Source organism: Bacillus sp. EE-W1 (assembly GCF_009760835.1).
Classification (GTDB): domain Bacteria; phylum Bacillota; class Bacilli; order Bacillales; family Bacillaceae_G; genus Bacillus_A; species Bacillus_A wiedmannii.
Genome location: NZ_WIPE01000073.1, coordinates 1 through 26,162, shown reverse-complemented (window position 1 = coordinate 26,162; position 26,162 = coordinate 1). Strand labels below are relative to the sequence as shown.

The following is a 26,162-nucleotide window of genomic DNA, read 5'->3' as shown; positions in this document are numbered from 1 at the left end:
TATCGTTATACGGATTTCGAAAGGGTGGGTGAGTAACTTGTTATTATATGAAAAAGTGCATGAAGAAATAGCGAGAAGAACAACTGCACTTCAAACGATGCAACGGCAAGATGGTACGTGGCAGTTTTGCTTTGAAGGAGCACCATTAACAGATTGCCATATGATTTTTTTATTAAAATTATTAGGTAGAGATAAAGAGATAGAACCGTTTGTAAAAAGATTAGCATCACTTCAAACAAATGAAGGAACATGGAAATTGTATGAAGATGAAGTGGGTGGCAATTTATCTGCTACAATTCAATCTTATGCTGCCTTACTAGCTTCAAAAAAATATACAAAAGAAGATGCGAATATGAGGCGAGCCGAAATGTTTATTAAGGAACGTGGAGGCGTGGCGCGTGCTCATTTTATGACGAAGTTTTTATTAGCAATTCATGGAGAATATGAATACCCTTCGCTCTTTCATTTGCCAACACCGATTATGTTTCTGCAAAATGATTCACCCCTAAGTATATTTGAATTGAGTAGCTCAGCACGTATCCATTTAATTCCGATGATGGTGTGTTTAAATAAAAGATTTCGAGTAGGAAAAAAGTTACTGCCAAATTTAAATCATATCGCAGGCGGGGGCGGGAAATGGTTTCGGGAGGAGCGGTCTCCGTTGTTTCAAACGTTATTAAGTGATGTAAAACAAATCATATCGTATCCACTTTCTTTACACCATAAAGGATATGAGGAAGTCGAACGTTTTATGAAAGAGCGTATCGATGAAAATGGAACGTTATATAGTTACGCAACTGCCTCATTTTATATGATTTATGCTTTACTCGCGTTAGGACATTCTCTTCAATCATCAATGATTCAAAAAGCTATAGCAGGGATAACATCTTATATATGGAAGATGGAAAGAGGGAATCATTTGCAAAATTCTCCTTCAACTGTATGGGATACGGCTTTACTCAGCTATACGTTACAAGAGGCCCACGCTTCGAAAGATAATAAGATGATTCAACATGCAGCAGCGTATGTATTAAAAAAACAGCATACAAAAAAAGCTGATTGGAGCGTACATGCTCCGGCGCTGACTCCAGGCGGTTGGGGTTTTTCGGATGTGAATACGACAATTCCAGATGTCGATGATACAACAGCTGTGCTAAGAGCGTTGGCAAGAAGTAGAGGGAACGAAAATGTAGATAATGCTTGGAAGAAAGGGGTCAATTGGGTTAAAGGGTTACAAAATAATGATGGTGGCTGGGGAGCGTTTGAAAAAGGTGTGACGAGCAATTTATTAGCAAATTTACCAATCGAAAATGCAAGCGATATGATTACAGATCCTTCCACACCAGATATTACAGGAAGAGTGTTAGAGCTTTTCGGGACATACGCGCAAAATGAATTGCCTGAGAAACAAAAACAAAGTGCGATAAATTGGTTAATGAATGTGCAAGAGGAAAATGGATCATGGTATGGGAAATGGGGGATTTGTTATATATATGGTACGTGGGCTGTTATGACTGGTTTACGGTCACTCGGAATTCCATCTAGCAATCCATCAATGAAAAGAGCAGCTTTATGGCTGGACCATATACAGCATGAAGATGGTGGGTGGGGGGAATCGTGCCACAGTAGCGTGGAAAAAAGGTTCGTTACTTTACCATTTAGTACACCATCCCAAACAGCATGGGCGTTAGATGCTCTCATTTCTTACCATGATGAAGAAACACCAGCTATTCGAAAAGGTATTTCATATTTGCTTGCGAATCCTGATGATAATGAACACTATCCTACCGGAACAGGTTTACCAGGTGGGTTTTATATTCGTTATCATAGCTATGCATATATATATCCGCTACTTACTTTGGCACATTATATAAAAAAATATAGAAAATAAACCGAGAGGATATCTCTCGGTTTATTTTATTGGGTAGTAGGTCCCTGTTGAAAAGAATAAGGTTGTGCGTTCCTTATTTCTCTATTGACTGGCGTTTTTGACGTGCATCAGCGGCATTTGCACGTGCGTTTGCTTCTAAGTCATTGTGGTCAGCGAGTTCACGAGAGAACTCAACATCAATGCCATCAGCAGCTTTGTTTTGCTTGAAATTTTTTTTGTTCATTCGACACAATCTCCTTGTGTTTTATGCGACGTTGCAAAGTTAGTTTGACACAAATAGACTTTTTTATACAAAGAGGAATTGGGAAGCAAAGAGCCGAAATATACAGTATAAGTAATAGAAATGGGGGATAGGGATGGAGTTTTTAAATGGGAAAACAGCTGTAGTAACAGGAGCTGCACAGGGAATTGGAAAAGAGATTGCAAGGGTTTATGCAAAACTAGGGGCTAAAGTATTAATTAGCGATGTAAATGAAGAGAAGCTACAAAAAACGACACGTGAGTTATCAGATGAAGGATATGAAGTGAAGCAGTATCGTTGTGATGTGAGTAATCAAAATGATGCGAAGTCCTTAATTGAATACGCTGTCCAAACATTTGGTACACTGCACATTTTAGTAAATAATGCAGGAATTACGCGAGATGCTATGTTACATAAAATGGAGAAACCGGAATGGGAACAAGTACTGCAAGTAAATTTAACAGGTGTTTTTTATTGTATGCAGCCAGCGCTTCTTTACATGAGACAACAAGGGTATGGACGCATTATTAATATATCTTCAATTAGTAGAGAAGGAAACATAGGTCAAGCGAATTATGCGGCTACGAAGGCAGGCGTTGTAGGTTTAACGAAAACGGCAGCGAAAGAAGTTGGAAGTTTCGGCATTACGTGTAACGCGATTTGCCCAGGATTTATGGATACAGATATGACAAAAACGATACCAGATAAAGTGAAAGAAAAGATGGTTGGCGCGATTCCGGTTGGTAGAATTGGAACGCCAGAAGATATTGCGAACGCAGCGGCCTTTTTAGCATCAGAGTACGCATCCTATATTACAGGAGAAGTATTAAATGTGAGCGGGGGATTGCAAGTTTAAATGAATACATAATGAAAAGAACCTGACCGGATAGGCCAGGTTCTTTTTTCGTTAATTTAAGTTGAGCCAAACACTCTTCACTTCTGTATAGTTATTTAATGCGTAAGATCCCATTTCACGACCAAGACCAGATTGTTTAAATCCTCCGAATGGAGATGCTGCATCAAAGACGTTATAACAGTTTACCCATACTGTACCAGCACGTACTTTACTTGCAACATAATGTGCTGTTTTAACATTTTCTGTCCACACACCAGCCGCTAAGCCGAATTGTGATTTATTTGCACGTTCAATTACTTCATCAATATCGTTAAAAGGTATTGCAGAAATAACTGGACCGAAAATTTCTTCTTTTGCGATGGTCATTTCGTCATTTACGTCAGCGAATACTGTAGGAGAAACGAAGTAGCCTTGATCGAATGGATTGCCTCCTCCGCAAAGTACTTCAGCGCCTTCTTCAATCCCTTTTTCAATGTAGCCCATTACACGTTTTTGTTGTTCTTCGGAAACGAGAGGACCGATTGTTGTTTCAGGGTTAAGACCGACACCTTGATTTAGTTTTTTAGAATAGAGGACGAGATCAGCCATGACATTATCATACATTTTCTTCGGAACAAATAAGCGTGATCCAGCAGAGCATACTTGTCCTTGGTTAAACATAACACCAGAAAGTGCACCAGGAATCGCGCGAGATAAATCAGCATCTGGCAAGATGATATTTGGTGATTTACCGCCTAACTCAAGTGTAACGCGTTTTAATGATTCAGATGCTTGTCGCATAATTTGTTTACCGACTGGAGTAGAACCAGTAAATGCAATTTTATCAACGAGTGGATGATTAACGAGAGCTTGTCCAGCTGATTCACCGAATCCAGGAACGATATTAATAACACCTTTCGGGAATCCAGCTTCTTCAATTAATTCAGCTAAGTATAGAGCGGATAGTGGAGTTTGCTCTGCAGGTTTTAAAACGATTGTACATCCTGTAGCAAGCGCTGCTCCCATTTTCCACATTGCCATAAGAAGTGGGAAGTTCCAAGGAATAATTTGACCGACGACACCAACAGCCTCATGGCGTGTATAGTTAAAGTAATTACCAGAAACAGGAATTGTTTGACCAACGATTTTCGTAGCCCAGCCAGCATAATAGCGCATATGTTCAATTGCAAGTGGTATGTCTGCTGCCATTGTTTCACGGATTGGCTTTCCGTTATCTAATGTTTCGAGCTGTGCAAGCTCTTCTTTATGTTCTTCCATTAAATCAGCTAACTTGTACATAAGACGGCTTCGCTCAGCAGTGCTCATGCGAGACCAAGGACCTTCGTCGAAAGCCATACGAGCTGCAACGACAGCTTTATGAATATCTTCTCGACCAGCCTCAGAAACGACGGCAAGTGTTTCGCCGGTTGCTGGGTTAGGTGTTTTAAATGTTTTTCCGGAAGCGCTTTCAATGAAAGATCCATTCACATATAACTTTTTTGTACCTTGAAGAAACTTTTCTACCTTTTCATGAAGATTTACAGCTAGTTGACTCATTGTATAACCCCCTTGAAAATATAATGTAAACGCAGTACGAGACGGCGTTTATTCCGAAATCAAGGATGTGGGAACTAGATGGAAAGCCTCTAATTTTAATCATAATTAACAAATACTGAAAATTCAAATTTCATTTGTGTTACAATTGTAAAAAATATGTAATGTAAGAGAAGCTTCTATATGATTATAAAAAATCCTGCTTGTTTTTGCTTTCTAGTAGGAAAAACTAGAAGAACAATGGTACAATAATACATCGTGAGAGGAGGGAGAAAATGAAGAATTATCATGATGATCCACGCTTTCGAATTGCCCATAGAGAAGCGTTAATTGGTCTTGGACTTGCTATTATCAATTTTATAATATGGTACGGATTTGCTTATGGGCTTGGTAGTAAAAATCCAAGTGAATATACATATGTATTCGGTTTTCCAGCATGGTTTTTTTATAGCTGTATCGTTGGATTTATCGTTATGGTTATTTTACTTAGTTTAGTTGTTCGTTTTGTATTTCAAGATATTTCACTCGATGAGGAAGAAAAAAGTGAGGAATAATAGATGAATTGGTATGTAATCATTCCAATGATAATTTCGTTTATCGTTGTATTTTTAATTGGTGTATATGCTTCAAGACGCGTACAAGCGACTGCTAATAATAAATTTTTACAAGAATATTTTCTTGGTGGGCGTGAACTTGGCGGTTTATTATTAGCGATGACAATGATTGCTACGTACGGTAGTGCTAGTAGCTTTATTGGTGGTCCAGGTATTGCGTACAATATGGGCCTCGGATGGGTATTATTATCTGCGATTCAAGTTGTAACAGGGTATATCGTTTTAACGGTTATCGGTAAAAAGTTTGCAATTATCGCTAGGAAGATGGAAGCCATTACTCTTATCGATTATTTAAAGGGAAGATACAATAATAAAGCAGTTGTTATACTTTCTGCGTTATGTATTATTATCTTCTTATTTTCAGCAACAGTAGCTCAATGGGTCGGTGGTGGCCGATTAATTGAATCACTAACGGGTCTATCTTATACAACAGCACTATTTTTATTTACTTTTTCTGTACTTGTGTACGTATTAATTGGTGGATTTCGTGCAGTTGCTTTATCAGATACGTTATTAGGAATCATTATGTTAGTTGGAACGACAATCATTTTAATTGCTACTGTCATTGCTGGTGGTGGAATTGAAAAGATTATGCAGGAGCTTATTCAAATCAATCCAAATTTAATTACACCATTCGGAGCGGATGGTAGTTTAACGAAATCATATGTGACATCATTTTGGATTTTAATTGGAATTGGTGTTGTTGGGTTACCGCAAATTAGCGTGCGTGCCATGTCTTATAAAAATTCAAAAGCTATGCACCAAGCGTTAATAATTGGAACGGTTGTTGTAGGTACAATTATGATTGGTATGCATTTAACAGGTGTATTTGCGCGAGTCGTACTTCCGGGTATAACGGTACCGGATAAAGTCATGCCGCTACTCGCGATGGAAGTGTTGCCACCTTGGCTAGCTGGAGTTTTCTTAGCTGCGCCAATGGCAGCAATTATGTCTACAGTAAACTCGTTATTGTTACTTGTAAGTTCATCAATTATTAAAGACATATACGTAAATTACATAAATAAAGATGCAGCAGACAGTACGATTAGAAAAGGAAGTTTGTGGATTACTGGTATCGTAGGGCTGCTCGTTTATGCAGCAGCAATTAAACCACCAGATTTTTTAATATGGTTAAATTTATTTTCTTTCGGTGGGTTAGAAGCAGCATTCATTTGGCCAATCGTATTAGGGTTATATTGGAGAAAAGGAAATGCAACAGGAGCGCTTGCCTCTATTTTAGTTGGGGTAGGCTCATATATGTGTATTCATCTTTTCTATCCAAATCCGTTCGGTATACATACAGTTGTCTTCCCAATTTGTTTTGCGTTTATAGCTTATATCATTGGAAGTATGAGTGCTGTGAAGAAAAACAGTATAGGTTAGAGGAAGAACGTAGTCCTTATAGAGGACTACGTTTTTTTGTGTGAATTTATTCTTTTTTATTCTGTATATGTAAGGTTATTCATAAATTAATAACAATTGAGGGGATGGAGTTGAGGTCGATGAAAAAAGTATTATTTTTGGGAGACCCAGGAATTGATGACTCTTTAGCCATCATGTACGGAATTATGCATCCTGATATTGATATTGTTGGTGTTGTAACCGGATATGGAAATGTAACACAAGAAAAGGCGACAAGTAATGCAGCATATTTGCTACAAATGGCAGGACGGGAAGATATACCTGTTATTAATGGTGCGAAAATTCCTTTATCCGGAGATGTTACAACGTATTATCCAGAAATTCATGGGGCAGACGGTTTAGGGCCAATTAAACCTCCAAAAGCTTTTTCACCAAATATAAAACCTTTTTGTGCTTTTTTTGATATTCTTGAAAAATATAAAGGAGAATTAATCATTGTCGATGCAGGCAGGTCAACGACACTAGCGACAGCATTTATTTTAGAAAAGCCGATGATGAAGTATGTGAAAGAATATTATATAATGGGTGGTTCTTTCTTAATGCCTGGAAATGTTACACCAGTTGCAGAGGCGAATTTTCATGGTGATCCGATTGCGTCACAATTAGTTATGCAAAACGCCAAGAATGTGACATTAGTGCCACTTAACGTTACATCTGAAGCAATTATTACGCCAGAGATGGTGAATTACATTACGAAACATTCTAAAACGAATTTTAATAAATTAATTGAACCGATTTTTACGTATTATTATAAAGCTTATAGAAAGCTAAATCCGAAAATAAAAGGAAGTCCAGTGCATGACGTTGTCACAATGATGGTTGCGGCAAATCCGTCTATTTTGGACTATGTATACCGCCGTGTCGATGTAGATACAGTAGGGATTGCAAAAGGAGAAAGTATTGCTGATTTTCGTCCTCAACCTGATGCAAAATCCTTAAAGAATTGGGTGCGAATTGGTTGGTCATTACATTATAAAAAATTTCTCGAAGACTTCGTGAAAATTATGACGTAGACATAATAGGAGAATACAAGTTAAAATAATGGAGATGATTACTAAAATAATCATCTCCATTATTTTGTTTGAAAGAGATAGATAGAGAAGAGTTATACAATAGGAGAGGAATTTTACTTGAAAAAAACTATAGTATGCGCAGTGATTGTGGGTATTTTCGTTTTGCTAATATCGGGTAATTTTTTAGTGAAAAAAGTGTGGAGTTCAAATAATGATGATGCACAGTATATCGCATCCTTTATTGAAGAACATAAAGATGAAAAAAATAGTGCCCTTCTCGTGAAGAGAAATGATAAAGTTGTTTATTCTGTAAATCCAAATGTTGTATTGCCAGTTGCTAGTACGATGAAGTTAATTGTGGCGCTTGAATATACGAAACAAGTTACGGAAGGGAAAATTGATCCGTCTAGTTTCGTTTCCATTAATGATATAAATCGTTATTATGTGCCGAATACAGATGGCGGTGCACAAGATAGATGGCAAAGGTATTTGCAAAAGACAGAAAAGATAACAGAAGGGGCAGTTTCTTTAGAAGAAGTGGCAAAAGGAATGGTTAAGTTTAGTTCGAATGCGAATGCTGAATATTTGATGGAAGTGTTAGGATTAGATAATATTAATCGTAATTTACAAAGTTTATCGCTTCCAGCACATCAGCCGCTATTTCCGATTGTTTCATCTTTATACATCCCTGGATATTTGCATAAAGAATTACATGTTCCGAAATATAAAATAGAGAAAAAGTTAAAAGAGATGTCTCAAGAGCAATATCGTGAATATGCGATGATTATACATGAACGCTTAAAGAAGAAGGGGCCATTATTACAGAAGGAAATTCCTCTTTATTTAGAGGAACGTTACGATAAAATTTGGTCAGATCGATTACCAGCAGCTTCTGCAAACGATTATATGGTACTGCTTCAAAAGGCAAATCATAAAGGTGGCCTAACAGAAGCCGAAGAAAAAGTGTGGGCGAATATCGTTGAAACAGATATGAGTGCTAAAAAATATCGTAAAACATTTAGACATGCAGGGCAAAAAAATGGCTATACGCCATGGACAGTTACAAAAGCAGTTTATGCGATGGATAAACGCGGGAATTGTACAGAAATAGTGTTTTTAGCAAATAATTTAAATGAGGACGACAGTGCAGAAATACGGAAACATTTAGCGAACTTACATTTCCAAGTGCTGCAAAGTGATAAGTATGATGCGACTTTTATTAAGTAAACTCGGTGCAGAGAGCACCGAGTTTATTTTTATCCCGCTTTAATGGGCAGTAAGACCCCCACCTCAAAATTCAGCTGAAGCAAAGAAGTTAGGTGGGGGATCGACTGCCCGTAAAAGCCCGATTGGTTCAACTAATAATCAGTGGGAGAATGAAGAAAACCCCCACTGATTAAAGTTTCACTTTATGTACAAGCACTTTTTTCCTATCTCTGGGTATGATGGGTAGTAATACTTAGGTGAGAGGGGAAAAGGTGATGAAACAAAGTAAAGAAGAGTTTATAAAGAGTGAAGGCGCTGATTTCCCTGGAAAAACATATGTAGATTGCGTATTACAACATGTATTTCATTTTCAGCGAAATTACTTATTGAAAGATATGTTTCAAGTGCATAAAGCGCATATCACGATGCTGACTGAAGAAAATTTAATGAAAAAGGAAGAAGCTAAAGTTATACTACACGCATTAAAAAAGGTAGAGGGAATTCCAGAAGAGCAATTGCTCTATACAGAGCGGCATGAAGATCTCTTTTTTTTAGTGGAACATTTAATTTCTCAAGAAGCGAAAAGCGATTTTGTAAGTAATATGCATATTGGTAGAAGTAGAAATGATATGGGTGTAACGATGTATCGCATGAGTTTAAGAAGATATGTATTACGATTAATGGAACATCATTTATTATTGCAAGAAAGTATATTACAACTTGCCGATGATCATAAGGAAACGATTATGCCAGCTTATACACATACACAACCAGCACAGCCCACAACATTTGGTCATTATACGTTAGCGATTTATGATACGATGCAAAGAGATTTAGAACGAATGAAACGAACGTACAAACTTTTAAACCAATCTCCAATGGGAGCTGCCGCTCTTTCTACAACAAGTTTCCCAATTAAACGAGAGCGAGTTGCCAATTTACTTGGGTTTACAAATGTAATTGAGAACTCATATGATGCTGTTGCTGGAGCGGATTATTTATTAGAAGTTAGCTCGTTACTTATGGTAATTATGACGAATACGAGTAGATGGATCCATGATTTCTTACTATTAGCGACGAAAGAATATGATGGTATTACTGTCGCAAAGCCATATGTACAAATAAGTAGCATTATGCCGCAAAAGCGAAATCCAGTTTCCATTGAACACGCCCGTGCGATTACGAGTAGTGCTTTAGGAGAAGCATTTACAGTATTTCAAATGATTCATAATACTCCATTTGGTGATATTGTCGATACGGAAGATGACCTGCAGCCGTATTTATATAAAGGGATTGAAAAGACCATTCGTGTTTTTTGTATTATGAATGCAGTTATTCGAACGATGAAAGTAGAAGAAGAAACGTTGAAGAGTCGTTCTTATAAACATGCAATTACGATAACTGATTTCGCAGATGTTTTAACAAAAAACTATAGCATTCCATTTCGGCATGCGCATCATGCAGCGAGTGTTATTGCGAATATGTCATTGGAGCAAAAAAAAGAGCTGCATGAATTACATGTAAAAGATGTAAATATATACTTACAAGAAAAATTTAAAATAAAATTATTAGAAAAAGAGTGGGAAGAAATTGTATCACCAGAAGCTTTTATACAAAAAAGAAATGTATACGGTGGACCGAGTAAAAAAGAAATGGAGCGCATGATTAACAATCGAAAAGAGTCATTTCAAAAAGAAGAAGAGGTATTTGAAAAGGAAAAACAGAGAATTTTACAAGCGGAAAATGATTTAAATACGTTAGTTTCGAATATTATTGAATCGTAAAAGAGGAATTTAATGAATTAATCGCCAATACTTAATGAAACTATAAATAGAGAGAAGAGATTGTCGATGATTCAATTACATGTATATGAAGAGATTCTTACTTTTAAAAAAGAGGTTACACCATTTTTAGAAAAGAATGAGCAGGAAAATAATCTCATATTAGGTGTATTACAAATGGTTCAACAACCGATATTTATGGGAGTAGCAAAACAAAGAGAAGAAATTAAAGTTGTATTTCTTCAAACAGAAGAGAAGAAACAAATCATTGTTGCTACGTCTGAAATGATGGAAGAGGAAATTGTGGAACTTGCAAAAAGATTAGCAGAAGTATATCCAAATGTTCCTGGATTGATTGGTAATAAGAAAATGGTACAGAGATTAGCGGAAGAGATTGCAGTGTTAGAAAATAAGAAAACTACTGTTGCAATGGAGCAAGGTATATATGAATTAAAACAAGTGAAGAAAAAGTGGAACGGAGATGGAGTATTTCGAGAAGTAAGTAGTGATGAGCTACCATTAATAGAACAGTGGATATATCAATTTTGCGAAGATGTGAATTTGCCTACTACGAAAGAAGAAGCGACCCAAACCGCTCATACATTAATTACGAACCGTCGTCTATTTGGTTTAGAAGTAGATGGGAAGCTTGTATCTGTAGCTGCAAAAACGAGACCGACTACAAACAATATAACAGTTAATTTCGTATATACGCCGAAAGAAGAACGGAAAAAAGGATATGCATCTAGTTGTGTCGGTGCACTTAGTCAACGTATGTTAGATGAAGGGTATAAGACGACTACGTTATATACTGATCTAGCGAATCCTACGTCTAATAAAATTTATCAAGAAATTGGTTATGAACAAATTGCGGAGTCTATACTTATATTTTTAGAGAAATAAAATGAAAAGGCACGCTATTAGAGCATGCCTTTTTGTTATTCATCAATTCGAATGACTTCACCTTGCGGGAAATTCTCAGTTTCTAGTAAGTTACGAATTGCTTTCGCAACGTATTCAGGTGACAATAGTTTTCCTTCTTCTTTTAGTGCGATGAAGCGGTCTAAATTTATGAAATCTTCTTTATTTGTTTCACGAATTTGTGCTTGCATACTTGTGTCAACAACACCAGGTGCAAAAGAGACGATTTTTACTGGATATTCTTTTTCTGCTTCTTCGGTTGCTACGCACTGTGTAAACATATTTACACCAGCTTTCGTCGTGCAATAAGCGCCCCATCCGAAATAAGGATTTTTCCCTGCACCAGATGAAATGTTTATAACACGTTTATCTACTTTCCAGTCTTTCGTATGTTTCATGAAAGTGGAGGTAAGGATCATCGGTGCAAGTAAATTAATTTGAACATTCGTAATGAGTAGTTCGCTTTCAGCTTTTTCTATTGGTCTCATTGGTGCGAGTGTACCAGCGTTATTAATTAAATGAATAGATGATACAGTGTCTTCTTGAATGGATGAAATGATTTCGTTAAAGTTCGTTTCTAAATTATGTACATCTTGAAGATCTAAGGAGTGGAAAACACAATTGCTGTTATATTGCTGTGCAAGTTTCGTAAGCTCTTTATTTTCTCTTCTAGAAATAGAGATGATACTCGTGTTTTCTTCTAACAATTGTGCGGCAATTGCCTCACCTAAACCTTGTGAAGTTCCTGTTACGATAACATAGCGCATAGTGTAGTAAGCTCCTCTCGTATGTGCGGAATTTTGTTGGACAAAGTACATTGCATAGTTTGTCTACATTTTATAGTATAGAGCACTTTTTACTATAATTGAAATGAGATGATTGTGTGCCTTTTATAAATCGTTTTACAACAACAGTACCTGGTGCCGTCACGTTCACTGGGAATACGTTAGGGCTTAGCCCTACATCACCTGCACCAGGTAATATTTTTGGTACACTTGCTGTGTTTACGACAGTAAATACAGCGCTACAAGTACCAGGATTCCCGGTAGGGACAACAGATGAATGGCAATTGAATTCTTCAAGTGCAATTTTAAATCTTCCAGCGGGAAGTAGTGTGTTATATGCAGAATTAGTTTGGGCTGGTACTTTCCGGACTGATACGGAAGATGTTTTACCGTTTTTAAATGATAATATTACATTTACAACACCGGCTGGGACTTTTTCTGTTACGCCAGATCCTGCTACTGCGCAGCAAGGTTCAGTAGGGAATCAGTTTTATTATGCGCGCTCTGCCAATGTAACGAATCTTGTTAGTGCGGGTGGGGCAGGCACATATACAACCGGGGCTGTGCCAGCTGCAAGAACTTCATCTGATCCAACTATTAGTCGTTCGGCTGGATGGACGCTTGAGGTTGTGTATCAAAATGCTAGTTTGCCACTTCGGAATTTATCAGTTTATGCAGGTCAAGAAATTATCGATGCTTCATCACCACCAGTGGATGCTACTATTTCAGGATTTGCTACTCCAGCCACAGGAGCTGTAACAGGACGGGTGCTCGTAACTGCTCAAGAAGGTGATTCTAACATTGTTGGAGATCAACTTCGTTTTGGACCGAATGCAAATACTACAGTTGCATTATCCGGCCCGAGAAACCCCGCAAATAATTTTTTTCAGTCACAAATTTGTAACGATATTGGAGAGTTAGATACAACTGGAACGTTTGGAGATTTGAATCAGCCTTTAGGGATAGCTTTAGCCGTCCGAAGACAAGGGTGGGATATTACAAATGTAAATGCCTCTGCATCATTAGTAAATAATCAAACGTCAGCAACGGTTCGATTCGTTACTAATGGAGATGGATATGCTGCAGCTGGTTTTGGGGTTCAAATTGATGCAACGGGGCCAATTATTAATCCTGTTAAATCGGTCAATAGAACAGTTGCAGGAGTTGGAGATATTCTTACCTACACAATTACAGTTCCTAATACAGGTACGGGAAGTGCAGAAAATGTTATATTACAAGATAGTATTCCGAACGGAACGACGTTTGTTACAGGTAGTGTAACGGTAGGTGGAGTAACACAGCCGAATGCGAACCCTGCTAATGGAATTAATTTAGGCACAATCCCAACTAACGCGCAAAGAGTTGTTACATTTCAAGTGCGAATAACATCGTTTCCGAACCCAAATCCTATTCCGAATCGCGCAATGGTGTCATATCAATTCCGTCCTTTCGTCGGTAGTCCACCAATTACAAGTATGTCTTCTTCAAATTCAGTACAAACGACAGTGAATCAAGCAACTATAAGTATGCAAAAATCTGTAGATTTACAGACAGCAACCCTTAATGATGTATTAACATACACAGTTAATGTGACGAATAATGGAAATGTCACTGCAAATAATGTTGTTTTTGTTGATAGTATCCCTGGTGGCACAACATTTGTTCCAAATAGTGTCACGGTAAATGGGGTAGCACGTCCAGGAGCAAATCCAGCAAGTAGTATTAATCTAGGAAGTATTAATGCTTCGCAAACGACGGTAGTGCGTTTTCAAGTTCGAGTAACATCTAATCCGCTTGTAAATCCAATTCCAAATCGTGCGAGTGTAACATTTAACTTTACTCCAGTACCTGGTCAACAACCAATTTCAGGACAGGCGACAAGTAACACTGTATTTACTACAATTAATGTAGCTGATATAAGAACGAGAAAAGCAGTGGATAGAGCTTTTGCGACAGTGAATGACGTTCTTACGTACACTATTACAATTGAGAATGCCGGAAATGTACTTGCGACAAATGTTATTTTTCAAGATCCAATTCCAATTGGAACAACTTTTATCGCAAATAGTGTAACTGTAGATGGGGTTTCACAACCAGGAGCAAATCCTTCGACTGGGTTTGCGGTAGCAAATATTTCTCCAGGTGGAAGTAGGACAGTGCGTTTTCAAGTCCGAGTGACATCTACGCCATCAGGAGGTACGATTGCGAATCGTGGAAATGTATCTGCTAATTTCGTCGTTATTCCGAATCAACCACCAGTGACGATTAATAGACAAACGAATACAGTTGTGACACAAGTTAATACAGGCGGTTTAAATGTAATAAAAGAAGTGAATACAACGCAAGCGGCAGTAGGGGATACTTTAACATACACAATTGCCGTTCAAAATACAGGAAACGTTCCGTTAACAAATGTATTTTTCCAAGACATTATCTCTTCAGCGGTTTCTTTCGTTGCAAATTCTGTAACCGTTAATGGAGTATCGCAAAGTGGTTTGAATCCGAATACAGGATTCTCTCTTCCGAATATTCCTGCGGCTCAAACAGTTGTAGTCACATTTGACGTATTAATTGTACAGGATCCAGAAAATGAAGATATTTTAAATCAAGCAAATGTAACAGCGAGTTTTCAAGTGAACCCGAGTGAACCACCAGTAACAATCAATGTTCCGAGTAACATTGTGAATACAACAGTACAATCAGGGAACTTTGAAGTTGTGAAATCAGTGAATACGAATGTTGCAACGGTAGGGGATGTTTTAGTATATACAATTGAAATCATAAATGCAGGTAGTGTACCAGCTACAAATGTATTTTTTCAAGATTCAATTCCACAAGGGACATTATTTATTGAAAACAGTGTAGTTGTTAATGGTGTTTTACAAGAAGGGGCAGATCCAGAACTTGGATTCTTATTAAATAATTTGCCTACTGGCGCGAGTGTAATTGTTACGTTTGAAGTATTAATTGATGAAATTCCTCAAGGAAATAATGTTGTAAATAATGCGAATGTAACTGGAGATTTTCTTGTAAATCCAACAGAGCCACCAATTACTGTAACGGTGCCAAGTAATACTGTTAATACAGTGGTGAATTCTTCAGGGCTAAATGTAATAAAAAGTGTAAGTGCTACTGAAGCAGGTGTAGGAGATACGCTAACGTATACAATTCGTATACAAAATAGTGGAACAGTAGCAGCGACAAATGTATCATTCGTTGATCCGATTCCATCTGGAACAACGTTTGTAGCAAATAGTGTAACGATAAATGGAACGCCTCAACCAGGTTTAAGCCCAATAATTGGATTTCCACTTGCTAACATTCCGGTAGGAGGGATGGTAACAGTTACTTTTCAAGTGACGATTACGAGTGTACCACCAAATAGAGTTCTTCCGAATAATGCGAATGTAACTGCTGATTTCCAAGTAAGTCCTCTCCAGCCACCAGTTACAATTGTAACGATTAGTAACATTGTTGTGACGCGAGTGAATGTAGGATCACTTAATGTAATGAAGAGTGTAAATACACCACAAGCAGGAGTAGGAGATACGTTAACGTATACGATTCTTATTCAAAATACAGGAACTGTTCCTGCAACGAATATTATTTTTCAAGATCCAATTCCGTCTGGTACTGCGTTTGTAGCAAATAGTGTGACGATAAATGGAGTTGTTCAGCAAGGCGCGAATCCTATGGTAGGTTTCCCAGTACCAAATATTCCGGTCGGGCAAACATCTACGATTACGTTTCAAGTTACAGTGACGAGTGTTCCGAGCGGTGGAAATATAAGAAACCAATCGAACGTTACTGCAAGTTTTCTTATAAATCCAGCAAACCCTCCAATAACGACTGTTACGAATAGTAATTTCGTTGTGACGCAAGTAAACACTGCTCGATTAAATATACAAAAATCTTCATCTGTACAACAAGCTGCACTTGGAGAGACTTACACGTATTCTGTAGTCATTCGAAATAACGGCACAGTAACAGCAACGAATGTTTCCTTCATTGATTCAATTGCTCCAGAAACAACATTTGTAGCAAATAGCGTAACGATAAATGGAACGCCTCAACCTGGATTTGATCCAAATATAGGTTTTACGCTTCCTAATATTGCTGCTGGAACATCATTGACTGTAACGTTCCAAGTAACAGTAGTTGCGCCATCCACGCGCGGAGCCGTATTAAACACGGCATCTGCAACAGCTACTTTTTTATTAAATCCTTTACAGCCCCCTGTAACAACAACCAATTCAAGTAATACGACAGTAGTTACGATACCGTTACCTCCTCCTGGTGAAGTAACAGCAACAAAAACAGTTGATGTTGCTGCTGGAGCGGTTGGGGATGTATTAACGTATACTGTGCTAATTTCAAACGTAGGAATTATACCAGTTACAGATGTGTTCTTTCAAGATGTCATACCAGAAGGAACGATATTTGTAGCAAATAGTGTAACGATAGGTGGGGCGCAGCAACTTGGCTTAAATCCAGAAACAGGATTTCCAGTTAGTCCGTTATTAAATGCAGGTGCAAATATTGCTGTGACGTTCCAAGTGACGATTACGGAGATTCCAGATAATGAAGTCATATTAAATGATGCAGATGTTACATTTACTTCACAACCAAATCCGCAGGAACCACCAATTACGGAAACGATATTAACGAATTTAGTCGTTACGACAATTAATATAGCGTCTATATTTCCATTAAAACTAGTCGATAAAGAGGTAGCGACGGTTGGAGAAATATTAACGTATGATGTATTAATCTTTAATTTCGGTACAGTGGCAGCAACGAATGTTAAATTTATAGATACAACTTCCGCCGGTGTAGCATTTGTACCGGGAAGTGTGAGCATAAATGGGGTGCCGGCACCAGGATTAGATCCTTTCATTGGCTTTACAGTTCCAGATATCCCTGTAGATGATTTTGTACTTGTCACATATCAGGAAGTGGTTACGAGCATACCTGAGGGGGGAACGATTGTTAACTTTGTAGACGTTACAGCTACATTTGCTGTAAGTGAAACAGAGCCGCCTATTACAGAAACAACAACAAGTAATACGACATTAACAGAAATTAATGAACCCGGTTTAAATGTTTTAAAATCAGTAAGTCAGCCGGTTGTTGCAGTAGGTGATACAATCACATATACAACAATAGTTCAAAATACAGGTACAGTGGTAGCGACAAATGTTCAATATAGTGATGTATTACCGTCCTCGATCACATTTATACCAGATAGTGTAACGATAGATGGTGTGCTACAACCTGGATTCAATCCTAATAATGGATTCCCGCTTCCAGATATAAGCCCAGGTGAAAGTGTAGAAGTTACGTTCCAAGTAACAGTTGTCAGTGTTCCATCAAACGGAACAATTGCTAATACTGCAAATATTACGGGAAGCTTTATATTAGTACCAGGAGAACCACCAGTTGTAGTAAACCAACCGAGCAATACAACACTTACAACTGTAAATAGAGGACGATTTAATGTTATTAAACAAGTAAATAGGGCTGCTACTCTCGTTGGAGATGTATTAACGTATACAGTTCAAATAACGAATACAGGAACAGTAACAGCTAATGATGTTCAGTTTATTGATACGATTTCAGCAGGAGCGTCATTTGTACCAAGTAGTGTAACGATAAATGGAGCCCCGCAACCAAACTTAAATCCGATTACTGGCTTTGGAGTTGGAGATATACCAGTTGGAGAAACAGTTATCGTGACGTTTCAAGCGACAGTTACAAACATCCCGTCATCAGGAACCATTACGAACGTTGCAAATATAACAGGAAGCTTTACTTTAGTACCAGGAGAGCCGCCGGTTGTAGTAACTGAACCGAGTAATACGACAATAACAAGGGTAAATAGAGGGAGATTTAATGTTATAAAAACCGTAAATAAGCAAGCAACACGATTAGGGGATACGTTAACTTATAGTGTGCAAGTTACAAATACGGGAACGGTATTAGCGACGAATGTTCAGTTTATCGATGTTCCGTCACCTAGTTTAGAATTCATTCCTGGAAGTGTACAAATAAATGGAATTTCGCAAGTAGGTTTAGATCCATTTGTAGGCTTTTCATTACCAGATCTTGCAGTAGGGGACAGTATATTAATTACATTTGAAGTAAATGTAATCGCAATTCCGCCTTCTAGTAGCATTATGAATACAGCGAGAGTAACTGGTGATTTCGAATTGATTCCAGGAGAACCACCGTTTACAATTACGAACTCAAGTAATACGACAGTCACACCAGTAAATCGAGGTAGTTTAGATATGCTGAAAGAAGTAGATCATCCGATTGTTGGAGTGGGAGAAACGGTAACGTATACTGTTCGTATATTAAATACTGGTACGGCTGATGCGATGAATGTTCAATTTATAGACGTGTTATCTCAGGAAGCTGAGTTTGTTCCAAATAGTGTAACGATAAATGGAGTTCCGCAACCAGGGTTAAATCTACAGGCTGGATTTACGATACCAGACATCCCAGTGGGTGAGACGGCACTTGTAACATATGAAGCTACGATTACAAGTTTTCCAGATGGTGGTACAGTAGTGAACCTTGCTGGGGCGTTAGCAGAATATATTTTAGTACCAGGAGAACCGCCAGTTACAGTGATGGATACGAGCAATACAGTTATAGTGACGGTAAATACGGCAATCTTATTTGTTGCAAAAGGAGCGGATTTTGAAGTAGCGATGGTAGGAGATGTTGTCACTTACGGAATTGCTGTTATAAATGATAGTACAGTTCCTGTGACGAATATTGTTTTAACAGATATCATTGATCCGAATACGTTATTTATAAATGGCTCGGTAACGGTAAATGATGTACCTTTTCCATTTGCCAACCCGAATACAGGTATTCCGTTAGGTAATTTTCAGCCAAATGATGCAGCAATTATTAATTTCCAAGTTGTAATAACAGGAGGGCAAATAAATAACTTAGTTACAAATACAGCTACGGCGAGTGGGCTTGCAATTGTGAATCCAAATGAACCGGCTGTAGTAGTTGAAGGCGATAGCAATACAGTTGTTATCCCGTTTATTCCTCAAAATGTCTCAACGACTGTTGTAAAAGTGGCAGACCATCAAACAGCAACAATAGGAGATGTTATTACGTTTACGACAGTTATTACAAATACGGGAGATACAGCGATACAAAATATTCGTTTTCAAGATATGTTAGATAGTAGTGTTCAATTTGTCCTTTGAAGTGTAACGGTTGATAATACGCCAGTGCCAAATGTAAACCCAATATCAGGATTTCTTATAGGAAGTTTAAATCCAGGTGAAGCACGCACAGTCTCGTTCCAAGTAGTAGTTCAGAGCGCGCCAAGTGGTTCAGGAAATTATATAAATCAAGCGAGTATTCGCTTCGAACATCAAGTAGGTACAGTGTTACCGCCTGTTACACAAATAATAGAAAGTAATATTGTGGTCATACCGTTCGTCCCAACGATCGAACAAATTTGTGAAACAAACTTTAATTGCTTAGATAAAATTCCATTTCAATGTTCTCCGTGTAATCATTTGCACGAACATAAGAAATAAAAACAAAAAGAGCATCCTGAAAGAATAGGATGCTCTTTTTGTATTAATCACATAGATTCATTTTCCGGTGAGGTAAAAAACTCGTTGATTTTGTTGGAAAGTAGAAATGGAATGGCTCCTTTTATAACAGAAATATCCCAATCCCACCATGCGAGTTTTTCTAGCTTGTCAATCGTTTCTTGCGGGAAACGATATCGAACAAATTTTGCAGGATTACCAGCTGCAATTGCATATGGAGGTACGTCTTTTGTAACAACACTCTTTGCCCCAATAATGGCTCCGTTACCAATTGTAACACCAGATAAAATGCAGGATTGATAACCAATCCATACATCGTTGCCGACTACGATGTCACCTTTTGAAGAAGGATGACCAGTAATATGTGCTCCTTCATTAAAAAATGCATTAAATGGGTATGTCGTTATCCAGTCTGCGCGATGTTCACCGCCAAGTATAAAAACGACTTCTTCTCCTAATGAACAAAACTTACCTATTTTTAATTTTGTTTCATCATTCCAAGAAAAAATGGTTGGACCTACTTTACTATAAGTATAATCACCAATATCATATTTATTATATTCAGGTTTTTGATTTAAAAATAACATAACAAATTTAGCATCCTCTCTAAAGCAAGTAATGGATATGGAACATTATATGCAACTTGGAATAAGTCGAACTGTGTTGTATGAATTGGTAATGCACAAAAATAGTAGTAGGCGTAATGCATAAAAAAGGAGTGGAATGAATGATATACGAAATGGGATTATATAATAAACCTTTTCAATCAATTCAATTAGGAAAAAAAGTATATGAAGTACGTTTATACGATGCAAAACGTCAACTTATAAAACAAGGCGATCATATTGTATTTACGCACCTTACGACAGAGGAAACGATGACTGCCAAAGTAACGGAAATAAAACGATACGAAAGCTTTAAAGCGATGTACGAACAAATTGATCACAAATTATTGGATTGTGAAAATGATAGTTTAGAGGAAATGCTAGAAAGTACATACAAAATATATACGAAAGAACAAGAAGAAAAGTGGGGAACAGTTGCGATTCGTATTGAGGTAATAAAATGATAAGAAATCGCGGCGCGGCTATCATTGTGCAGGAAGGGAAAATCGTACTTATAAAACGTATCCGAGAAGGAGAAATATATTATGTTTTTCCGGGAGGAGGAATTGAAGAAGGAGAAACACCTGAAGAGGCAACGAAGCGAGAGGCTTATGAAGAGTTAGGGGTACATATAAAAGTGGAGCATCTCATTGCAAAGGTGGAGTATAAGGGAACGGAGTATTATTTTAATGCCCATATTGTAGGTGGAGTTTTCGGAAGTGGTAAAGCTGAAGAATTCGAAATGAAAGATAGAGGGAGTTATATTCCATTATGGTTGCCGATACACGAGTTGGAGAAAGTGAATATAAAACCGTATGAAGTGGTCGGAAGTATATGTAATCATTATAAAAAGTAAGGTCTGACAACATACAAAAAAAACCATTGACATAGCCTTCTGATTTAAGTATTGTATTCGAGTATGTTTATAATCAGGAGGTTTATATGAGCAATCAAACAACTACACATCATGTGAAAATGACAACAGCAGATCCATCTGGAATTGGTCTATTTGGATTAGCGATGGTAACACTTGTAGCATCATCTCAAAAGTTAGGCTTAACAGATGGCGTTTCACTTGTATTACCGTGGGCAATCTTTTTAGGAGGATTTGCACAAATCTTTGCGTGCATTCACGATGCAAAGCATAACAATACGTTCGGTACAACAGCATTCGGTGCATACGGCCTATTTTGGTTAGGTGTTGGAATGACTTGGTTAATTCAACTTGGAGTATTTGGCGAAAAATTAGCACAAGCTGCAGATTCAAAACAGCTGGGTGTAGCCTTTATTGGATATTTGATTTTCACAATCTTTATGACAATTGGTGCAATGGAAACACATAAAGTATTATTTATGATTTTCGTCCTTATTGATTTCTTATTTATTGGTCTTTCATTAAGTACTTTAGGTGTTATGCCACATGCAATGCATAATTTAGCAGCGTATTCTGAACTATGTATTTCATTATTATCTTTCTATGGTTCAGCAGCAGCAGTGTTAAATACACACTTCGGTAAAGTTGTATTACCAGTTGGAAAGCCGTTTGGTATTTTTAAAAAGTAATAAAAAAGCACAGGTGATTGTATAGTCATCTGTGCTTTTTTATATGGAATAAATAAAAATGAAAAATACAATTGAAATTGATTATCATTATTAATATAATGAGAATGAGAATCATTTATTATGAGAGGGGGATGCCGAAGTGGCAAAAATTTTAATAGCTTATGCAAGTATGTCAGGAAATACAGAGAGTATTGCTGATTTAATAAAAGTTAGTTTAGATGCTTTTGATCATGAAGTAGTATTGCAAGAAATGGAAGGCATGGATGCTGAAGAATTATTAGCCTATGATGGAATCATTTTAGGATCTTATACGTGGGGCGATGGTGAATTACCGTTTGAGGCGGAAGATTTCCATGAGGACTTAGAAAATATAGATTTATCAGGAAAGAAAGTAGCGGTATTCGGATCAGGTGATACGGCGTATGAACTATTTTGTGAAGCGGTAACGATATTTGAAGAAAGACTTGTAGAACGCGGTGCAGAGCTTGTACAAGAAGGATTGAAAATCGAACTAGCTCCAGAAGATGAAGAGGATGTTGAAAAATGCAGTAATTTTGCAATTGCATTTGCTGAGAAGTTCTAAGAATGGGAGTGTCAACGTGGAGACAATGTTAAGTGCGACCGCTATTACAAAGTTAAGAGATGGAAAACTTATGTTAGCTACTACATATAATGGCTTATTTATTGAACGAGACGGAGAATGGAAACAAATATTAAAAGGTTTTCAAAAACGAATTAGGGATTTACATAGCGAAGATAATGTAGTGTATGGTGTAGGTGACGAAGGGATTTTTATTCGTAGTATGAATGGTGGAGAGAACTGGACGGTTCAGCGTTTTCCAACAAAAGCAACGAGTTGGAATGTGTGTAGTAATGTACAAGGAACAGTCATTGCTCATGGAGATAAAACGTTGTATCGTTCTAATGATTTTGGTTCGACATGGGAAACCATTCATCCATTTCTTGAGTATGGTGGCGGGGCACCATCTATTCGATCGTTATTTTTATATAAACATTACTTATTTATCGGTACGAAAATACATGCTAAATATGGTGGGGTTTGGCTCTTTAATTTGGAGACACGTAAATTAAAGAGGATTAAAATCGTGATGAATCAGATGATCTCAGCGTTGACTGTACACAATTCTTATATAGTAGCAGCGAGTGGATCGTGCAAGGGGATTAGCGGGAATATTTCTTTTTGTAAAATAGATGAAAGTATTGAGAGTGAAAAAACATATTGGCACACATGTCAAAGTGAGCAGAAAGCAAGTAGCTATTTAGCCTTGAGTGTAGATCAACATGTGCTATATACAACGTCAACGCAAAATAAGGCGGGGATTAGTACGGTTTGTCGTGTACTTTTAGAAGAAGGACTTGTTACAGTATGTGACTCAGTTAAAGGGCATGGCTGGCGCATCGTTAACCAAAAAGAGGGTTATGTTGTAGCTGGATCAGGTGAATCAAAAGCGATGCAGTGGAAGAAAAAAATTATATAGCAAAAAAAACTTTACTTTTATTATATTGATATGATATAGTTACTTTAAACCATTTTACTTTTAATAATATAGAGATTTAAATGAGCTGTAACTTCCGAGGAGGATAGCAATGTTAAATCTCCTCTGGGGTTGCAGTTTTTTAATGTTTGAAGTATTATTGTAAAGTGGTTGAAAATGAATATGTACATATAGGTACATTGTAGGAGGATTTTTTAAATGCAAAACGGTAAAGTAAAATGGTTTAACGCAGAAAAAGGTTTCGGTTTCATCGAGGTTGAAGGCGGAGAAGACGTATTCGTTCATTTCTCAGCTATCCAAGGCGACGGCTTCAAATCTTTAGAAGAAGGTCAAGAAGTTACTTTCGAAGTAGAACAAGGTAACCGTGGACCTCAAGCTACAAACGTTAACAAGAAGTAATTACGGAAAAAAGAAGGGCTTGCCCTTCTTTTTTTTGCATTTTTATTGAATAACCTCCTATGTACATATAATAATGAGATTAAATTTTCGTTTATTAGACGAAGTATTTCATGCATAAAGTGTATGAATAAATAAATACTGAAAATAGAGTATGTGTGTGAAAAGGAATTTAGAAAGAGGTAAATAAATTGGAAAACGCTACACATTTTATTGTGTTCGATATAGAGAGAAATTTCAGGCCGTATAAATCAGAAGATCCGTCAGAGATAGTTGATATCGGAGCTGTAAAAATAGAAGCAAGTACAATGAAGGTAATTGGAGAATTTTCGGAGTTAGTAAAGCCGAGTGCACGACTCACTCGTCATACGACAAAATTAACGGGAATTACAAAGGAAGATTTAATTGGTGTGGAGAAATTTCCGCAAACTATAGAGAAATTTATTCAATTTATCGGAGAAGACTCTGTATTTGTTTCATGGGGAAGAGAAGATTATCGTTTTTTATCTCATGATTGTACGTTACACGGTGTAGAATGCCCATGTATGGAAAAAGAGAGCAAATTTGATTTGCAGAAGTTTGTTTTCCAAGCGTATGAAGAGTTATTTGAGCATACACCAAGTTTACAATTTGCAGTAGAACAGCTCGGTTTAACGTGGGAAGGGAAGCAGCACCGAGCTTTAGCGGATGCTGAGAATACAGTGAATATACTTCTTAAAGTATATAGCGAGAGAGACATTCATAAACGGTACAAAAGACATGGTGAGCTTGAACTTGTAGAGAACGGAAAACTAACAGAAAAAGCGAAAAAAAAGATGCGAAAATGGGTATTTAAAGAAATGAGAAAAAATACAGAGCGTCCTTTCGTTTGGAGTGCATTTGAAAATAGTGACACGTGGGAAAGTATAACGGAAAGATATTATATAAGTGAAGCTACAATAGCACTTCTGAAAAAGCATTTTCCTACGGCGGTGAGAAAAGCGGAAAGGCAGATTAGGTATTTGGCTGAGATGGAGGAGAATGTAGAGGTTAAATGACATTCTCCTCTATTTCTAGCTACATAAATTTAACGTCATTGTACTGATGGATGAATAAAGTATTCATATTAAATAGGAATTGATTTGTTGTGATTGGGCCATTATAATTGCTTTGAAAATTAAGGTGTGGTAAGAATTTTTAAATACATTCATAAAATTAGAGCCCATAGAAATGAAAGAGGGTAGAGTTAAATGGAAGCAATCTTTAACATTGTAACAGTTTTAGTTTTTGGGATAATATTTACCACGCTATTAGCAGTAATTACACTTCCTTTCATAGCAAAGAAGAAAAATTGGAAAACGCTTAATATATCTTTAAATCATGGTGTATTAAAGGTTAAAATCGAAGAGTAAAATATGAGTTTTATACAAGGGAGGTGTGATGGTGATAGACTTGGATATTAAAGACGTCGCCGTAAAGATGGAATTAAACGGAGTCTTTTGGAATGAGGATGGGATTGCTGAAATGACCGTGACTACAAAAGAAGAGCATTCTCTTCTTCTTCGTCTAGTAGTTGACTTAGAAAGTAAAACTATTAGGGCGAAGAGTGCCGAAATAGTGAATGGATTCTGCCCTCTGTGCAAACAGAAAAGGGACGAATGTAGTGAACTTAATGACTTACAAAACAAAATGGATATTTTAGAAGAAGCTTACGATTGGGTGAGAGAGCATCCAGAATATCGTTTTCAATTATCTTTTTACGAGTACAATAAATTTGAGGTAGTGAAGTGAAATTTTCATTTTACCAATATACATAGTGACTACTCTAATGGAAATACACTTGTACAACAAGGAAGGAATCTACTGGATTTTGCAACAATTGTTATCTTGGATTAAAAATAAGCATATTTTGTTTTAAAGCAGAAAAACCGATTCTTAGAAGAATCGGTTTTTTTATATAACTGTCAATTATGTCCCAAATAAAAGAGCGTTTGTTAACAGCGCTCAGTAAAAATAGTTATATGGAAGGATTTATCCCGCATTAACGGGCAGTAAGACCCCCCACCTTAAAATTCAGCTGAAGCAAAGAAGTTAGGTGGGGGATCGACTGCCCGTAAAAGCCCGATTGGTGAGGGCTGATAATCAGTGGGGGTGAACAAAACCCCCACTGATTAAAGTTTCACTTTATTCAATCCCGTTCGGATCGTAAGAATACTGTTGCTTATTCTCAATCCGCTCAATCACATCTTG

21 protein-coding genes and 1 pseudogene are annotated in these 26,162 nt (G+C 37.2%); 18 read left to right on the top strand and 4 right to left on the bottom strand.

What is annotated here, in order from left to right; genetic code table 11:
* Positions 1–37: 37 nt before the first annotated feature.
* A complete protein-coding gene (locus tag GFJ36_RS18565) occupies positions 38–1,891 on the top strand; it encodes a terpene cyclase/mutase family protein (RefSeq protein ID WP_097889896.1) in 1,854 nt (617 codons plus the stop codon).
* 73 nt (positions 1,892–1,964) lie between these two features.
* Here GFJ36_RS18565 and GFJ36_RS18560 read toward each other — a convergent pair whose 3' ends face one another.
* Entirely contained in the window at positions 1,965–2,114 is a 150-nt protein-coding gene (locus GFJ36_RS18560) for a YfhD family protein (protein WP_060487356.1), read from the bottom strand.
* 133 nt (positions 2,115–2,247) lie between these two features.
* Here GFJ36_RS18560 and fabG point away from each other — a divergent pair, with 133 nt between their 5' ends.
* Positions 2,248–2,988 carry a 3-oxoacyl-ACP reductase FabG gene (gene fabG, locus GFJ36_RS18555; RefSeq protein WP_000395032.1) on the top strand — a complete coding sequence of 247 codons (741 nt, stop codon included), beginning with the start codon at positions 2,248–2,250 and terminating at the stop codon, positions 2,986–2,988.
* 51 nt (positions 2,989–3,039) lie between these two features.
* Here fabG and dhaS read toward each other — a convergent pair whose 3' ends face one another.
* Entirely contained in the window at positions 3,040–4,524 is a 1,485-nt protein-coding gene (gene dhaS / locus GFJ36_RS18550; protein WP_046954598.1) for an aldehyde dehydrogenase DhaS, read from the bottom strand.
* Between the two features lie 272 nt (positions 4,525–4,796).
* Here dhaS and GFJ36_RS18545 point away from each other — a divergent pair, with 272 nt between their 5' ends.
* From GFJ36_RS18545 to GFJ36_RS18520, 6 genes are all read left to right on the top strand, one after another.
* Positions 4,797–5,075, top strand: coding sequence for a YhdT family protein (locus GFJ36_RS18545; protein ID WP_000800722.1), 279 nt, complete (start codon positions 4,797–4,799; stop codon positions 5,073–5,075).
* Positions 5,076–5,078: 3 nt separating this feature from the next.
* On the top strand, positions 5,079–6,518 hold the full coding sequence (gene panF, locus GFJ36_RS18540) for a sodium/pantothenate symporter (protein WP_001104842.1): 1,440 nt from the start codon (positions 5,079–5,081) through the stop codon (positions 6,516–6,518).
* Positions 6,519–6,637: 119 nt separating this feature from the next.
* The gene (locus tag GFJ36_RS18535; RefSeq protein ID WP_097889895.1) at positions 6,638–7,570 is read left to right on the top strand and encodes a nucleoside hydrolase; all 933 of its coding nucleotides are present in this window, start codon (positions 6,638–6,640) and stop codon (positions 7,568–7,570) included.
* A gap of 117 nt (positions 7,571–7,687) precedes the next feature.
* The gene (locus tag GFJ36_RS18530; RefSeq protein ID WP_097889894.1) at positions 7,688–8,797 is read left to right on the top strand and encodes a serine hydrolase; all 1,110 of its coding nucleotides are present in this window, start codon (positions 7,688–7,690) and stop codon (positions 8,795–8,797) included.
* Positions 8,798–9,033: 236 nt separating this feature from the next.
* Complete coding sequence (gene argH, locus GFJ36_RS18525) at positions 9,034–10,560, top strand: argininosuccinate lyase (RefSeq protein WP_097889893.1); 1,527 nt, start codon at positions 9,034–9,036, stop codon at positions 10,558–10,560.
* A gap of 66 nt (positions 10,561–10,626) precedes the next feature.
* Positions 10,627–11,460: a GNAT family N-acetyltransferase gene (locus tag GFJ36_RS18520; RefSeq protein WP_046954603.1), complete on the top strand. Its 834-nt coding sequence runs from the start codon at positions 10,627–10,629 to the stop codon at positions 11,458–11,460.
* Positions 11,461–11,495: 35 nt separating this feature from the next.
* Here GFJ36_RS18520 and GFJ36_RS18515 read toward each other — a convergent pair whose 3' ends face one another.
* Positions 11,496–12,245, bottom strand: coding sequence for a (S)-benzoin forming benzil reductase (locus GFJ36_RS18515; protein ID WP_088064154.1), 750 nt, complete (start codon positions 12,243–12,245; stop codon positions 11,496–11,498).
* Between the two features lie 116 nt (positions 12,246–12,361).
* Here GFJ36_RS18515 and GFJ36_RS18510 point away from each other — a divergent pair.
* Positions 12,362–19,834, top strand: a pseudogene (locus GFJ36_RS18510) (DUF7507 domain-containing protein).
* Positions 19,835–19,881: 47 nt separating this feature from the next.
* Here the strand turns inward: GFJ36_RS18510 and GFJ36_RS18505 are convergent.
* Complete coding sequence (locus tag GFJ36_RS18505; protein WP_097889891.1) at positions 19,882–20,439, bottom strand: CatB-related O-acetyltransferase; 558 nt, start codon at positions 20,437–20,439, stop codon at positions 19,882–19,884.
* 140 nt (positions 20,440–20,579) lie between these two features.
* Between GFJ36_RS18505 and GFJ36_RS18500 the strand changes: the two genes are divergently transcribed.
* The 9 genes from GFJ36_RS18500 (at position 20,580) to GFJ36_RS18465 (ending at position 25,703) form a co-directional block, all read left to right on the top strand.
* Positions 20,580–20,921: an ASCH domain-containing protein gene (locus GFJ36_RS18500; protein ID WP_097889890.1), complete on the top strand. Its 342-nt coding sequence runs from the start codon at positions 20,580–20,582 to the stop codon at positions 20,919–20,921.
* Entirely contained in the window at positions 20,918–21,313 is a 396-nt protein-coding gene (locus tag GFJ36_RS18495) for an NUDIX hydrolase (protein ID WP_088064151.1), read from the top strand. The genes GFJ36_RS18500 and GFJ36_RS18495 overlap by 4 nt, the downstream gene beginning before the upstream one ends.
* An 86-nt stretch (positions 21,314–21,399) precedes the next feature.
* The gene (locus tag GFJ36_RS18490) at positions 21,400–22,020 is read left to right on the top strand and encodes an acetate uptake transporter (protein ID WP_000070936.1); all 621 of its coding nucleotides are present in this window, start codon (positions 21,400–21,402) and stop codon (positions 22,018–22,020) included.
* A gap of 139 nt (positions 22,021–22,159) precedes the next feature.
* Positions 22,160–22,603, top strand: a complete 444-nt coding sequence (locus GFJ36_RS18485; protein ID WP_001062763.1) for a flavodoxin — start codon at positions 22,160–22,162, stop codon at positions 22,601–22,603.
* A 16-nt stretch (positions 22,604–22,619) separates the two neighbouring features.
* Positions 22,620–23,519, top strand: a complete 900-nt coding sequence (locus GFJ36_RS18480; RefSeq protein ID WP_088064150.1) for a WD40/YVTN/BNR-like repeat-containing protein — start codon at positions 22,620–22,622, stop codon at positions 23,517–23,519.
* 216 nt (positions 23,520–23,735) lie between these two features.
* The gene (cspB, locus tag GFJ36_RS18475; RefSeq protein WP_001179147.1) at positions 23,736–23,936 is read left to right on the top strand and encodes a cold shock-like protein CspB; all 201 of its coding nucleotides are present in this window, start codon (positions 23,736–23,738) and stop codon (positions 23,934–23,936) included.
* 188 nt (positions 23,937–24,124) lie between these two features.
* A complete protein-coding gene (locus GFJ36_RS18470; RefSeq protein WP_157349705.1) occupies positions 24,125–24,970 on the top strand; it encodes an exonuclease in 846 nt (281 codons plus the stop codon).
* A gap of 192 nt (positions 24,971–25,162) precedes the next feature.
* Positions 25,163–25,324 (top strand): hypothetical protein, encoded by a 162-nt coding sequence (locus GFJ36_RS29200; RefSeq protein WP_088064148.1) that lies wholly within the window; start codon positions 25,163–25,165, stop codon positions 25,322–25,324.
* Positions 25,325–25,355: 31 nt separating this feature from the next.
* Positions 25,356–25,703 (top strand): hypothetical protein, encoded by a 348-nt coding sequence (locus GFJ36_RS18465; protein WP_137014375.1) that lies wholly within the window; start codon positions 25,356–25,358, stop codon positions 25,701–25,703.
* Positions 25,704–26,162 lie beyond the last annotated feature (459 nt).

Bases quoted from the DNA above. Each gene is read 5' to 3' on its own strand.
- cspB (WP_001179147.1), top strand. From the start codon at position 23,736: ATGCAAAACGGTAAAGTAAAATGGTTTAACGCAGAAAAAGGTTTCGGT.
- GFJ36_RS18490 (WP_000070936.1), top strand. From the start codon at position 21,400: ATGAGCAATCAAACAACTACACATCATGTGAAAATGACAACAGCAGAT.
- GFJ36_RS18505 (WP_097889891.1), bottom strand. From the start codon at position 20,439: ATGTTATTTTTAAATCAAAAACCTGAATATAATAAATATGATATTGGT.
- panF (WP_001104842.1), top strand. From the start codon at position 5,079: ATGAATTGGTATGTAATCATTCCAATGATAATTTCGTTTATCGTTGTA.
- GFJ36_RS18515 (WP_088064154.1), bottom strand. From the start codon at position 12,245: ATGCGCTATGTTATCGTAACAGGAACTTCACAAGGTTTAGGTGAGGCA.
- dhaS (WP_046954598.1), bottom strand. From the start codon at position 4,524: ATGAGTCAACTAGCTGTAAATCTTCATGAAAAGGTAGAAAAGTTTCTT.
- GFJ36_RS29200 (WP_088064148.1), top strand. From the start codon at position 25,163: ATGGAAGCAATCTTTAACATTGTAACAGTTTTAGTTTTTGGGATAATA.
- GFJ36_RS18520 (WP_046954603.1), top strand. From the start codon at position 10,627: ATGATTCAATTACATGTATATGAAGAGATTCTTACTTTTAAAAAAGAG.
- GFJ36_RS18535 (WP_097889895.1), top strand. From the start codon at position 6,638: ATGAAAAAAGTATTATTTTTGGGAGACCCAGGAATTGATGACTCTTTA.
- GFJ36_RS18545 (WP_000800722.1), top strand. From the start codon at position 4,797: ATGAAGAATTATCATGATGATCCACGCTTTCGAATTGCCCATAGAGAA.
- fabG (WP_000395032.1), top strand. From the start codon at position 2,248: ATGGAGTTTTTAAATGGGAAAACAGCTGTAGTAACAGGAGCTGCACAG.
- GFJ36_RS18495 (WP_088064151.1), top strand. From the start codon at position 20,918: ATGATAAGAAATCGCGGCGCGGCTATCATTGTGCAGGAAGGGAAAATC.
- GFJ36_RS18560 (WP_060487356.1), bottom strand. From the start codon at position 2,114: ATGAACAAAAAAAATTTCAAGCAAAACAAAGCTGCTGATGGCATTGAT.
- GFJ36_RS18500 (WP_097889890.1), top strand. From the start codon at position 20,580: ATGATATACGAAATGGGATTATATAATAAACCTTTTCAATCAATTCAA.